This window comes from Streptococcus suis (assembly GCA_002831545.1).
In the GTDB taxonomy this organism is placed as follows: domain Bacteria; phylum Bacillota; class Bacilli; order Lactobacillales; family Streptococcaceae; genus Streptococcus; species Streptococcus suis_P.
In genome coordinates this window covers 2,324,198-2,337,873 of sequence record CP025095.1, presented here as the reverse complement: position 1 = coordinate 2,337,873, position 13,676 = coordinate 2,324,198, and the positions used below count along the sequence as shown (strand labels likewise).

The 13,676-nt window shown below is 37.0% G+C and carries 12 protein-coding genes and 1 pseudogene; 7 read left to right on the top strand and 6 right to left on the bottom strand.

Annotated elements, in window-relative coordinates; translation table 11 throughout:
* Positions 1–3: 3 nt before the first annotated feature.
* The 5 genes and pseudogenes from CWM22_11515 (at position 4) to CWM22_11495 (ending at position 7,623) form a co-directional block, all read left to right on the top strand.
* Positions 4–129 (top strand): annotated as a pseudogene (locus CWM22_11515) (restriction endonuclease).
* A 21-nt stretch (positions 130–150) separates the two neighbouring features.
* Positions 151–3,909 carry a DNA-binding protein gene (locus CWM22_11510; protein ID AUC92477.1) on the top strand — a complete coding sequence of 1,253 codons (3,759 nt, stop codon included), beginning with the start codon at positions 151–153 and terminating at the stop codon, positions 3,907–3,909.
* 15 nt (positions 3,910–3,924) lie between these two features.
* A complete protein-coding gene (locus CWM22_11505; GenBank protein ID AUC92476.1) occupies positions 3,925–5,376 on the top strand; it encodes an ATP-dependent DNA helicase in 1,452 nt (483 codons plus the stop codon).
* Positions 5,377–5,579: 203 nt separating this feature from the next.
* Positions 5,580–6,371, top strand: coding sequence for a TIR domain-containing protein (locus CWM22_11500; GenBank protein ID AUC92475.1), 792 nt, complete (start codon positions 5,580–5,582; stop codon positions 6,369–6,371).
* Positions 6,372–6,587: 216 nt separating this feature from the next.
* Positions 6,588–7,623, top strand: a protein-coding gene (locus tag CWM22_11495) for an IS630 family transposase (protein ID AUC92474.1) whose coding sequence is annotated in 2 segments (ribosomal slippage) — positions 6,588–7,084 and positions 7,083–7,623 — 1,038 coding nt in all. Because the reading frame shifts where the segments join, the coding sequence is not laid out codon by codon here.
* A gap of 82 nt (positions 7,624–7,705) precedes the next feature.
* Here the strand turns inward: CWM22_11495 and CWM22_11490 are convergent.
* The gene (locus tag CWM22_11490; GenBank protein ID AUC92473.1) at positions 7,706–7,909 is read right to left on the bottom strand and encodes a hypothetical protein; all 204 of its coding nucleotides are present in this window, start codon (positions 7,907–7,909) and stop codon (positions 7,706–7,708) included.
* A gap of 94 nt (positions 7,910–8,003) precedes the next feature.
* Between CWM22_11490 and CWM22_11485 the strand changes: the two genes are divergently transcribed.
* Both CWM22_11485 and CWM22_11480 read left to right on the top strand, forming a co-directional pair.
* On the top strand, positions 8,004–8,453 hold the full coding sequence (locus CWM22_11485) for an ABC transporter ATP-binding protein (protein AUC92472.1): 450 nt from the start codon (positions 8,004–8,006) through the stop codon (positions 8,451–8,453).
* A 90-nt stretch (positions 8,454–8,543) separates the two neighbouring features.
* On the top strand, positions 8,544–8,891 hold the full coding sequence (locus CWM22_11480) for a DUF59 domain-containing protein (protein AUC92471.1): 348 nt from the start codon (positions 8,544–8,546) through the stop codon (positions 8,889–8,891).
* A gap of 15 nt (positions 8,892–8,906) precedes the next feature.
* Here the strand turns inward: CWM22_11480 and CWM22_11475 are convergent, their stop codons facing one another.
* From CWM22_11475 to CWM22_11455, 5 genes are all read right to left on the bottom strand, one after another.
* Positions 8,907–9,293, bottom strand: coding sequence for a hypothetical protein (locus CWM22_11475; GenBank protein ID AUC92470.1), 387 nt, complete (start codon positions 9,291–9,293; stop codon positions 8,907–8,909).
* A 51-nt stretch (positions 9,294–9,344) separates the two neighbouring features.
* Positions 9,345–11,060 carry a dihydroxy-acid dehydratase gene (gene ilvD / locus CWM22_11470; GenBank protein AUC92469.1) on the bottom strand — a complete coding sequence of 572 codons (1,716 nt, stop codon included), beginning with the start codon at positions 11,058–11,060 and terminating at the stop codon, positions 9,345–9,347.
* A 158-nt stretch (positions 11,061–11,218) separates the two neighbouring features.
* Entirely contained in the window at positions 11,219–11,635 is a 417-nt protein-coding gene (locus CWM22_11465; GenBank protein ID AUC92468.1) for a hypothetical protein, read from the bottom strand.
* Positions 11,610–12,545 carry a hypothetical protein gene (locus CWM22_11460; protein ID AUC92467.1) on the bottom strand — a complete coding sequence of 312 codons (936 nt, stop codon included), beginning with the start codon at positions 12,543–12,545 and terminating at the stop codon, positions 11,610–11,612. Before CWM22_11460 ends, CWM22_11465 begins: the two co-directional genes overlap by 26 nt.
* Entirely contained in the window at positions 12,532–13,584 is a 1,053-nt protein-coding gene (locus CWM22_11455) for a sugar translocase (protein ID AUC92466.1), read from the bottom strand. Before CWM22_11455 ends, CWM22_11460 begins: the two co-directional genes overlap by 14 nt.
* Positions 13,585–13,676 lie beyond the last annotated feature (92 nt).

Sequence of the window (13,676 nt, the reverse complement as noted above, 5' to 3'; positions counted from 1 at the left end):
GCGTCTAACTCGGACATTGATTGGTTACAATCAATAGCTGAGTTAGACGCACAACTCTATCGAAAATATGGACTTTCGGATGATGAGATTGAATTTATTGAAAGTAAAGTGAAGGAGATGGAGGAATGACATTGATGGGCAGAGGTGTAGATGACAGAATTTAAATTCAATAAATTAACGCCATTAAGCAACGTTAACATCGACCCATCGCATGATGCAGCGATGAAATATGCGTTAGAAGATAAAGGTATTAAGAATGTAGCGATATCTGGAAATTATGGTTCAGGTAAAAGTAGTTTTATAGAGACTTATAAAAGTAAAAATGGAAGTTTTAAACCATTACATATCTCGTTGGCACACTTTTCTTCTCTGAATCACCTTGAAAATGGGAGCAATGCTCAATTGGAAATATTTCAAGGGCAGATTGAAAATAGTGATTCGCTGGAGCAAATTAATATCATTGAGGGGAAAATAATTAATCAATTGTTACATCAGATTGATGCAAAGTACATCCCAATGACTATTTTTAAGTCAAAAAAGAATCCTGTATCATTTGAAGTTGTTAAACTTTCTGTCGTAATATTACTATTTTTATTACCCACTTTATTTTTATGGAATTATACTCAATTAGCCATTTTAGTTAGAGAAGGATTCCCAAACTTTCCTCACCTTGGAAGTATTATTCGTTTGTTAGCCTATCTAATTTTAACGTGCAATATGATTTATGTAGTATATAAATTATCTGAATTACAGTTAAAAAGACGATTAATCAAAAATCTTTCTTTTCGTGGGGCAAATATCTCTGGAGATATTGAAGTATTTCAAAGTGAAGAAGACTCCTATTTTGATAAATATTTAGATGATGTTTTATATCTCTTTGATAACTGTCAGAGTGATATTGTCATCTTTGAAGATATTGATCGATTTGAAACAAACCTAATCTTTGAGAAACTAAGAGAAATAAATACGCTTGTTAATAATAAGAGAAAAGATGGGAAGAAACTTTTATTCATCTATCTTATCAAAGATGATATGTTTACTTCGCAAGATAGAACTAAATTTTTTGATTTCATCATTCCAATTATTCCAGTAATTACTTCATCTAATTCAGGTGAAAAACTAGGAGAAATACTAACAAATTTAGGTGAATCACACAGTGTTAGTAAAACATTGTTAAAACAAGTGGCGATTTACATTGATGATATGAGACTGGCGTATAATATCTGTAATGAGTTTGTTTTATATAAGAATAACTTATTTAGTCAGAAAGAAAATGATAATAATAAGCTGAATCTTTCATCAGATAAAATTTTTGCAATCATTGTTTATAAAAATATTTTTCCTAAAGATTTTTCATTACTCCAGAAAGACTCAGGATTTGTTCATCAACTTTTTAGTAAGATTGATAATTTGAGACAGCGTAATCTAGATAAAAAATCAGCAGAAATTGAGAAAATAGAAGAAAAGATAATTTCTTCTGAACAAGAATTTTCTAGGAATAAACTTGAACTTTATTCAACGTATCTGAAGGTTCCTGAGGGAAGGGTAGCTATTCGAGTAAATGGTAAAACCGAGAGTCAATTTCCTAATAGGCTAGATTTTATACGTGAAATTCTATCGGAAGATGCTGAAATTGAATCAGTTAAAGCAGATTATTATTCTCAGCTAAATGGTCGAAAAGAAGAATTAGAAGATATATTCCCGATGAATGATATTAGTTTTCAAGAGCGGTTGAGTGCTTTAGATAATCAAAATCATCTTAATGAGTTGAATTCTAATTTAGAAAAATTACGCGAAGAGTATGGAAATATTAAATCAGAAAAGTTATCTGTACTCATTAACCGTCATTTTTTCGATACTATAATGGAAGAATATTCCTACTTAAAGAAAGAGAAAAACTCTCTAATCATGCATTTATTGAGAAATGGCTATATAGATGAGAGTTTTCCAGACTATATTACTTATTTTTACCCTAATAGCCTGAAGAAGCAGGATAAAGAGTTTTTAAATGCGGTGCAAGGAGAGATTGAACTCGACTGGGATTATTCTTTGATAGAAGTTGCAGAAGTCAATGAAAGACTTGATGACTCCGATTTTACGAGAATTTATGCCTTAAATTTTGATCTGTTTGAATATCTTTTACAGAGAGAAAGTAAGAAAAGATTGGAAAGTTATTTATCAGAGACTAATGTAAAATTTGTTAACAAGTTTTTACAACAAAACTCACGACCTCTTGCAGCAAAAATTTCTGTCCTGCTCTACTTAACTGATTTAAATCAGGAAACATTAAAATTACTTTTGACATCTGATGACATTCTTGAAAAAGAAAAAATTCAGATAATTGTTTTACTGTTATCATTTATTGACTTTTCTAAAGTCGGTTGGCAAGAAGAACTACAAGAGGTAATAAACTCTTTTGTAAATAGTAACTGGTCAGATATCCAAGAAATTATTGATAATTTTAACGAGCTCCTCAATAATACTCAGATTCAAGATAATTTGAAGTTTATGGAAGTTAAAATTAAAGATTTAAGTTTTGAAGATAGCCATAAAGTGATGAGTGATTTTGTTTATGACAATAATCTTTATGATGTTAATGTTAAAAACGTTCGAAGTTTAGCTTTTTATTTGGATGATAATTTTAAACAAGACAGTTTGATAAAACAACCAATTACGACTGTTAGAAAGTTTGATAAGCTCTTTAGTTATATTGAAAAAAATATTGACCGATTTGTAACAGAGTTTATACCCTATATGAGCGATAATTTATGTGATAAGTGGCTAGATATGTATTATTTACTTAATCATAACGAAGTAACCAGTGATAATAGAATAGAGTACTTGAAGAGAGTCCAAAATAATATTTTGGATTTTGAACAATTGGATGATGCTATAATCAAGGACGCAGCTATTGCATTCAATAAAGCAAGATTTAGTACGAAAAATATTCTAGATTACTTCTGTGAATATCATAGTTGGAATGATCGATTGATTGAATTTGTAAATAACGGGGAGCACTTGGATTTTTTACAAACAGAGTTCAAGGGATTTTCAGATGAATTTCAAGAAGAATTTTTTGAAGAAACCGTTAAATGTAACCAATTAGCTAATGATAAATACAAAGAGATTCTTTCAAAATTGGGATGGTGTTTTACAGAATTTAAGTTGGCAAATATTGCTGATGAAAAAATGTCAATTCTAATTAGTACAAGAAGTATATCGGATAAATTTTCAGTAAATACATTAAATTTCCTCAGAGATAATTATCAAAATCATGTTATTGAATATTTGATGGAATATATTGATGAGTATCTTTTAGAAAATGTGGAGGATACGGATATTTATCAAGAAACTGAAATGTTCAATCTTTTACAAGAAGGATTAACTGATGAACGGAAATTTAAAATTATTGATAGATTTCCTACTAGGATATCTATTGAGGGTAAAGACTACTCTACACCTCTAGTTAATCATATTTTACAAAATAAATTTGATGAATCTGATTTAGAATATATTCTGTGTGGGTACACTTCTTTTGAATTCAGTACTAGAAAGTTAGTAGAAAAAATCTTTGCGGATTATTTCGATGACATTCTAGAGGAAGGATACTCAGTCAATAAGGAATTATTGCAATCAGTCATCGAAAATACTGATATAGATTTAAGTGAACGTCGATTAATATTGGCAAAATACCTTAATGAGTTTACATATGATGAAGTTTTGAGTTTATTTAGAGTTTTAGACCTTACCGAAATTATTTTGGCGTTAACTGATAGAAAGAATCCTAAGATTAAAAATACAAATTATAATAAATCAATCCTCCAGTATCTAAAAATAAATAAAAAAATTGCCTCCTACCAATTAGAAGGTGATGGATATAGAATATATAGCCGTAAAAAAATAAAGTAGAAGAGGTGTTACAAATTGGAAAATAAGGAATATTTATCTAATGATTTATCCCTCTACCAATTCTCTCCAGAAAGCCAATACCTAGATCGAAAATCAGCCAGAAAGAAACCGTCTGAACTTCTCAAACACCTGATTGCTTTTGCCAACGCGGATGGCGGTCAACTGGTTATTGGTATTGAGGATGAGAAACAGGAAAATATTATCACTGGTTTCAAGGACGGCAGAGCTTATCCCATAGACGATTTCAAAAAGATTGATCGTGGGATGCGTGAGACTCCTTTGGATTTATCTTTTGAGGAAATCCCTGTAATCAATCATAAGGGTGAAGAAGATTTCATTTTAGTTATCTCTGTGGAATTGTCATCAAATCGTGTGATTGCAGCACCAAATGATGATGTTTATCTTCGTCAAGGAGATGACTCTGTCAAGTTGAGTTATGAGCAACGAACTCAACTCAGTTATGATAAAGGACAACGCTTCTTTGAAGATGAGGTCGTCCCTGATGCCCGTCTGAAAGATATTGACGATAGCTTGGTTCAGGATTTTAAAAATCGTTTTGATATATCAGAGCGTTCTGTGGAAGAAATCCTTAAAGCACGTCGATTTCTAATCAATGGGAAATTAACCAAGGCAGCAATTTTACTCTTTGGCAAATATCCGTCAGCATTCTTCCCTCAAGCGCGTGTCCGATTCCAGCGATTTGATGGTACAGATATGGGAACTGGAAGTAGTTTTAATGTTATCAAGGAAGTAACCTTTGATGATGCTCTCCCAATTTTGATTATCAAGGTACGAGATTTTATTCGTACTCAGCTTCGTGAATTTCAGTATTTGGATGACAATGGGCAATTCCAAATTTTGCCTGAGTATCCTGAATTTGCCTGGTTTGAAGGTGTTGTCAATGCTGTAACTCACCGTGATTATTCTGTCTATGGTGATCACATTCGTGTGCTTATGTTTGATGATCGACTAGAGATTCATAGCCCAGGGAAATTACCCAATATCGTCACCGTTGACAATATCAAGCATGAACGCTTTTCGAGAAATCCACGTATTGCTCGAACTCTGACCGAGTTCGGTTGGGTACGTGAGATGAATGAAGGTGTTAAACGTATCTACTCGGAGATGGAATCTGCATTTCTCCATGAACCTAAATTCTCAGAACCTGGGAATAAGGTTGTCCTGACGCTTGAGAACAACATTGTCAGCCGACATCTCCGTACAAGAGACAGCTTGGAAAAACAGTTCTCTGATTTTGATAACCTAAACTCAGACGAGCAGGCTATTATCCACTATATGTATAATTCAGGCGAGAGAATGACAACGGCAAAAGCTGTTGAATTGACTGGTAGAAGCAGACGTCATATAGGAAAAGTGTTGCAAAAATTGACAGATCAAGGACTCTTGAAATGGTATGGCAATAGTAAAAATGACAAAAATCAATACTACACTCTTGCTTCAAAATAGATTTCATTTTATACTGAGAACGCAGTAGAACGCAGTAGAACGCAGTAGAACGCAGTAGAACGCAGTAGAACGCAGTAGAACGCAGTAGAACGCAGTAGGATACAGTAGAATACAGTGTTGCTAGGGCACCAAATTATTCAATATGTTGGATAATTTTGATTATAGGTGAAAAGTATCTAGATGAGGAATGGAAAGAGGAAGAGATGATTTTTATTAGTTATAATCACGGAGATCAAGATGTAGTAGATATGATTGCTAAACGATTAGAGATTGAGTTTGGACGAGATAATATTTTCTACGATAAATGGTCTATGCAACCAGGAGATAGTATTATAGGCAAAATGGATGAAGGGCTTGAAAAAGTTACAACATTTTTTTATTTTCTATCATCAAATAGCTTGAATAGCAACATGGTCAAAAAAGAATGGCAAGCGGCTCTAACTAAGTCTCTCTATGAGGGAGTTAAATTTGTCCCAATAAAGGTTTCTGATTGCAAGATACCAGCTATTTTAACAGATGTATACTACATTGATTTATTTAGTCAAGGATTAGATAATACTATTGAACAAATGCGAAGTGTGATAAGTGGCAGTTCGAGATATACACCCTTACCTGATATAGAGAATTTACAAGTTTCTATTAAATATATATCAACTAATGAGGTTGAGTTTAAAATTTTTACTACACATTTTGTGGAAAGTGATGCATCTTTTGGTTTTGTTTGCAAAAATCCAATTGACTCATATGAAGTTCGTCCCTTAACAGAAACGATATACCGGAGTATGCAAGGGGAAACATATAAGAAATTAAGTGATGGTAGAGAGAAAGCATTTAAAATGCAAATTGGAATTCTGCAGCGTTCTATTACGCCAAGTCAACCTTTTATAGGCAGGTTGGTCTCTAAGCAATTACCATTACAGCTAGAAGGTATTTTGCATATAAAGTCATTTGAACCGGTAAATTTTAGGGAATTAAAGATAAATATTGAGCAGTGATTAGTATTTAAAATAACTCGAATCAGGGAATAAAAAAACAAGTCATTCTATGACGACTTGCTTATCCATTTCTCAACTATATAAGCTCCGAAAACGAGTTTTTGGTAATCTATTTGAAAGTTTGCTTTAATAGGCTTTTATTGAGATTTTACTTTTGGAACCCAAAACCAGGTCTTAATACTATTCAAAAAACAAAAACTAACCTATAATAGATTTATGAAACTTACTATCGAACAAACGAAAGAATTAAAAACTTATTTGAAAGATAAAACCTATTCTCCATTTCATAGACGACTTCAAGTTATCTTGTTCAGAGCAGAAGGTCTTAGCTATAAGGAAATCACTAACCTCATCGGCTATTCAAAGTATACAATCTGGTCCTTACAGCGCAAGTACGAACTTGAGGGGATTTCAGCTCTAGTAAGAGAAACGCGAGGTGGACGGAACCGTCAATATTTAACCCTTCAAGAAGAGGAAGCGTTTCTAAAAGAACAGTTAACAGCCTCACTAAATGGCGAATTTGTGACGATAAACTCTCTCTATGAAGCTTATCAGAAACGGGTTGGACACCCTACGACCAAGGAAGGATTCTATGCCATTCTTAAACGCCATGGTTGGCGCAAAGTGACGCCAAGACCAGAACACCCTAAAAAAGCAGACGCCGAAACGATTCTAGCGTCTAAAAATAAAATCTTCATTCACGAAAACAGGAAAGCGCTTCAAGAATAGTCGTCGCTATCATAAAGTCAGGCTAATGTATCAAGATGAGGTGGGTTTCGGTCGGATCAGTAAAATTGGGAAGGCCTGGGCACCAAAAGGGGTGAGACCGCATGTACATAGTCACTATATTCGTGAGTATCGCTATTGCTATGGTGCTGTTGATGCCCATACAGGAGAGTCCTTCTTCATTATCGCTGGGGGCTGTAATACAGATTGGATGAATGTTTTTCTCAAACAACTATCTGAAGCTTATCCTGACGATTATATTTTATTAGTGATGGACAATGCCGTTTGGCATAAATCAAGTACCTTAGAGAAACCACATAATATTGGTTTTGAGTTTATTCCTCCCTATACTCCTGAAATGAATCCAATTGAACAAGTTTGGGCTGAGATTCGAAAGAGAGGGTTTAAGAATAAAGCTTTTAAAACACTAGACGATGTGATAAACAAGCTTCAAGAAGTAATACGAGAGTTAGATTGGTCTATTTTAAAACCAATTGTTAGTAGACAATGGTTTAAAAACACTTGACTGGTTTGCTTTTGATTTTTGTTGAGTATAAGAAAGCACGTAAAGCAAACCTGTTTAGTAAACGTTTACATACCTCGATATATCAACGGTTCAAAGCACTCAAGAGTCGCTTTTTTATAATTAGGTAGTTTTTATAGTTACAACGGATTTTGATTGATGTCATAATCGGTTCAGAGTCAAATCTATACCAATTGGAAATCAAAAGGGTTGAGGAACCTTTGAAGGTTGAAAATGAAGCAAACATAGCTACCTTCTTTAATGGTTCTGTCAGTAGGGAGTTGTTCATGAAACACTTTCACCATTTCTATCAATATCCCACTTAACATTTTCGCTTGTTTTTGATATACTTTAGAAAATAGGTGTTTTCAAGGGGTGATACCATGGAACTAAAAGATATTATGCATATTTTGGAAGATATGAAGGTTGGAGTTTTTGCAACTCTGGATGAGTATGGAAATCCACATGCTCGTCATGCTCATATCATTGCAGCAAACGAAGAAGGGATTTTCTTTATGACAAGCCCAGAAACGCATTTCTATGATCAATTGATGGGGGATCAAAGAGTTGCGATGACTGCTATTTCTGAGGAAGGGTACCTTATCCAGGTAGTGCGTGTAGAAGGGACTGCCAGACCTGTGGAGAACGACTATCTAAAGACAGTTTTTGCGGATAATCCTTATTATCAACATATCTATAAAGATGAGTCTAGTGATACAATGCAAGTATTTCAGATTTATGCTGGTCATGGCTTCTATCATAGCTTGACTCAAGGTCATAAGTATATCTTTTCTATTGGTCAAGGTGAGAATTCAGAGGTTCGTACACTTTGAAAACTAGATGAAAACATCTGATAAGACAAGTATATTTCAAATAATTATGATACAATACTTTTTATAAATGTTTTAGGAGTATTTGGATAAATGAGAGAAGATATTCAGATCAATGAGCGAGCCCTTGTTTTGTCAGAACAGTTGGTAGAGGTTTTGGAATCTATTTACGATCCTGAAATTGAACTAGACATCTACAATTTGGGTTTGATTTATGAGATTCATTTAGATGAAGCTGGATTTTGTAAGGTTATCATGACCTTTACGGATGCAGGCTGTTCCTGTGCCGATACTATGCCAGGAGAGCTTGTTACAGCCTTGAAGACCATTGATGGCATTGAAGATGCACAAGTTGAAATTGTCTGGTCTCCTGCTTGGAAAATGACACGCATCAGCCGTCTAGGACGGATTACATTGGGTATTAGTCCGAAAAGAAAATGAGTTGTACTGAGCAACTCATTTTTTATATGTTTCGTCATAACGTTTATCAAGTTTTTCCATGGTTTCATAAATCGGTTTTGGAATCATAATAACCTGGGGTTCGAGGTCAACCATACCATAGCTTGGATCGATGCACTCTTCCCAATATTCCAAATGTTTTTTGTCGATATAGGATTCTGAATCTTCGACTTCATTCCCTCCTTCGGCTTGAACAGAATACCAGTAAAGGTATTCGCGTCCGTCCAATACCTCACGGAAGATGGTTTCGACATACATTTTCTCTCCTTCAAGAGTGAGAAGGGTGTCTTCCATGTGCTCGTTGAGAAAGGCCATCCATTCATCTACTTGAACGGTTTTGCCTTCTTTAACACGAAAGCGGGAGAGTTCGACAGTTAGTTTCATTTTTTCTCCTTTTGGAAAACCCTGCCGCGAGGACAGGGTCGTTGAGTTCTTTTATTTTTTCCCAGTTTGTTCCGGTCTCCAGAAGTCGGTAACGGCTCCTTTAGAGGCAGAGGATACAGTGTGGGCGTATTTTCCGAGAACACCACGAGAGTAGAGTGGTGGAATAACAGTTGTTTTCTTGCGTTCTTCGATTTCTTGGTCAGAAACGTGCATGGTGATTTCTTTGGTATCTTGATCAACGGTTACCAAATCTCCAGTACGAAGGTAGGCAATTGGACCACCGTCCTGAGCTTCAGGTGCGATGTGTCCAACAACCAGTCCATAGGTACCACCAGAGAAACGACCGTCTGTTAGAAGGGCAACCTTGTCACCTTGGCCTTTTCCGACAATCATAGAAGAAAGGGACAGCATTTCAGGCATACCAGGACCACCTTTTGGTCCAACATAGCGGACAACGACTACATCGCCATCTACGATTTCATCGGTCAAGACGGCTTCAATTGCTTCCTCTTCTGAATCAAAGACCTTGGCTGGACCTGTATGGTTGCGGACTTTCACACCAGAAACCTTGGCAACGGCACCTTCAGGAGCAAGATTACCTTTTAGGATGATGAGTGGGCCATCTGCACGTTTTGGATTTTCAAGTGGCATGATGACATCTTGACCTGGAGTCAAGTCTGCAAAATTCTCTAGGTTTTCAGCAACGGTTTTACCTGTACATGTGATGCGATCGCCATGAAGGAAGCCGTTTTTGAGCAAGTATTTCATAACCGCAGGGACACCGCCGACATTATAGAGGTCTTGGAAAACATATTTACCAGATGGTTTGAGGTCTGCCAAGTGAGGTACGCGTTCTTGGAAATCGTTGAAATCTTCAAGAGTGAGGTCGACATTAGCAGCATGGGCGATGGCTAGAAGATGGAGCGTAGCGTTGGTTGAGCCGCCCAGAGCCATTGTGACTGTAATAGCATCTTCAAATGCTTCACGAGTCATAATGTCAGATGGTTTAATGCCAAGTTCTAGCATGCGTACAACAGCACGACCAGCTTCTTCAATATCAGCCTTCTTCTCAGGAGATTCAGCAGGGTGAGAAGAAGAGCCAGGAATAGACATGCCCATAACCTCAATGGCAGTAGCCATGGTATTGGCCGTGTACATACCACCGCAACCACCAGGTCCAGGGCAAGCATTACATTCGATTTGACGAACTTCTTCAGCGGTCAAGTCGCCATTGTTCCATTTTCCGATTCCTTCAAAAACGGATACCAAGTCGATGTCTTTACCATTGAGATTACCTGGCGCAATGGTTCCACCGTAGGCAAAGATAGCAGGAATATCCATATTGGCGATAGCAATCATAGAACCAGGCATGTTTTTGTCACAGCCACCGATTGCGACAAAGGCATCGACGTTGTGTCCTCCCATAGCTGCCTCAATAGAGTCGGCTATGATATCACGAGAAGTCAGTGAGAAGCGCATACCAGGCGTTCCCATAGCGATTCCGTCTGCAACGGTGATGGTACCGTATTGAACAGGCCAGGCACCTGCATCTTTTACCCCTTCTTTGGCTAATTTTCCAAAGTCATGAAGGTGGATGTTACAAGGTGTATTTTCAGCCCATGTCGAAATAACCCCAACAATCGGTTTTTCAAAACTATCGTCGGTCATTCCTGTTGCTCTTAACATAGCACGGTTAGGTGATTTGACCATCGAATCATAGACAGAACTACGATGACGGAGGTTTTTTAGTGTATCTTTTTCGGTCATTACTCTTCTCCCTATCTTATTTTACCCATTATATCATAGATATGAAAGAAACGATAAAAGATTTGATAACTAATTGGAAATTTCCGAATTTTTCAATAATTCATTCTACAGTAAAAGGCACCTAAGAATGTTAAGTGCCCTTGCAATTAATTTGTAGATTAAGTGGTTGTTCTTTGACGATTATTTGCGGATGGATTGATGAAAAGACCGACTAACGATAGAACTAGGAAGGCTGCGCCGATGTACCAATAAGGTTGATCTAAGGTGGTTGAACGTCCAGATAGGTTGATAATACCTCGGAGAAGACAACCAGCTGTAATAGTTGCAACGCCAGAATTCCACAAATTATAAGAGAGACGTGAAAGAGTAGGTATAAGTTGCAGCAAACCGAGTAACACAGCTCCGCCAATTAATGGTACACAGAACATATAATGCATAAAGACAGAGACTTCGCCATAGCTGAGACTTTCATAGATTCGACTGAAAATAAACAGGAAAGCTGTTATTGCTAAGTAGGAGATAAATGTTCTTGAAACTCTTGTAGTTGAATTAGTAACCGATGTAGACAATGTCACTCACCGCCCTTTCTGAGATAGTATTTCCATTTGTTGTTGGATTGTTGATGACTTGGCCGTTGAAGTAGAGGGTTGACGAACCACCACCGTCAAGGTTATAGGCTGTTTGGGCACCATACTGCTTCATAACCTCGGCCATTTGATAGAGAGAAAGTCCTTGGCTTTCAGACGTACGTCCATCTGCTACGACGATGATATAATGATTTTCATCGATAATTCCGATAGCAGAACGAGGATTGGATGACATTGCACGTCCGACTTCTGTTGATGTATCAACGACAATTTCACCATTCTCTACCAATGATGGACCAAATGCTAAGAGGTTGACAACGCCCTTGTCAATCAATTCCTGGGCAGTGATTTCATTTTCATAGATGACCTCAAATGAGCCATCTGTGTAGATTGCCAAGTCGCCGTAAGCTGCATTGTCCCGAACGGTGTCTCGATACAGAACTCCATTCTTAATAACATAACCAGTCGAGTTGGCTCCGTAGTAGTCACCGTTAACAGCTAAGATAGCATTGTTTGCTGCCGCAGTTTCAGAAGTTTTAGCTGTTACGTTTGTACCGTAAGTGTTTTGTGCAAGTGCTGTTTTTAAATACTCGGGTGAGCTGACCTGAATATCTGCGACGTAAACAGTTGTGTTGTTGGTAGTGATGGTCTCTAAGTTGATTTGGATATTGTCATCAGTATAACTAGTATCCGTTGTAGAGACATTAGTTGCAGTGGTTGCGGCAGTTGACGACGATGAAGTAGCAGTGTTCTGGCTATTGGCTGTGGCATTACTTGCAGCAACCGTTGTGATGGCCTCGGAAAGCACGAAGGTTTTTAACATGGAGTAAGTAAAGCCTCCTGTCAAAAGTATTCCGAAGATGGATGCGTAGGCAAAGGGTTTTTTAAGCAATTTCATGGGAAAATGATTTCCTTTCTTTAAAAATAATATTCTTTTGAACAAACCAAGAGGTTAGGAAAAGGAAGATACCAACTGCAAGTTTGACAATGTAGAGGTTGAGTCCTAGAATTTGGTGGAAGAGATAGAGGAGGGCTGTATCGCAAAGGAAGAGGACAAGGGCTAGTGTAAAGTAGCCTGCGCCTGTTCGTGCGATGCTCTCTTCATTGTTAAAGACTAATTTCTTATTAAGTGCAAAATTACAGATAGCACTACAAATGCGAGCAATCGTGTTTGCGACCAATAAGCGTAGAGCAGTTGGTAAGTTAGTGAGTAACAATAAGGCAAGTGCATATACTCCGTAGTCAACTAGAAATCCACCAAAAGATGCCAGGGCAAATTTGAAGAGATTCTTGTAAATGAGCAGTCCATCTTTTATGGGACGAAAATGTGAACTGGCATTATCATCGATATAAATAGTTTGAATTGGAACTTCCGTGATTTTATAGGCTTGACTTGCTTGGGTCAGCATATTCATTTCATATTCGTAGCGGTCCCCCTCAATGTCCAACATAAATGGAATCATGTCGGTGTGGAAACCACGTAAGCCAGTTTGTGTATCGGATACATTGACACCGGTTTGTAGTCTGAACAAGACTCTAGTTAGTTTGTTACCAAATCGGCTACGGAGCGGGATGTCTTTGGTAAATTGACGGACGCCAAGGATGAGGCGACTTGGCAGATTCATAGCTGCATGTGCGACACGGTCAATATCATTTACAGCGTGTTGACCATCTGCGTCAGCAATTACGATAACACCTGGTTTTCTCAAATCTTGGATGAAACTAAAGGCAGTCCGTAAGGCTTGGCCTTTTCCTTTGTTGACATCGTGGTGGAGAACAATGGCATAGGTTTTGGCGATTTCAAGAATATTTTTGGATGCGCCAGTACTACCATCATCCACAACGATGACCTGACAATTTAGCCTGTTTTTCATTATTTCTAATAGTTGGATTAATTTTTCATCTGGCTGGTAAGCCGGTATCACTACATAATACATATCCTAAACCTCATTTATTTTTCTTGTTGGGACTACTATACTGAAGTTTTCTAAAAGCAAGCTAAAACCAAGCCAGTCAAGGGATTTGCTTA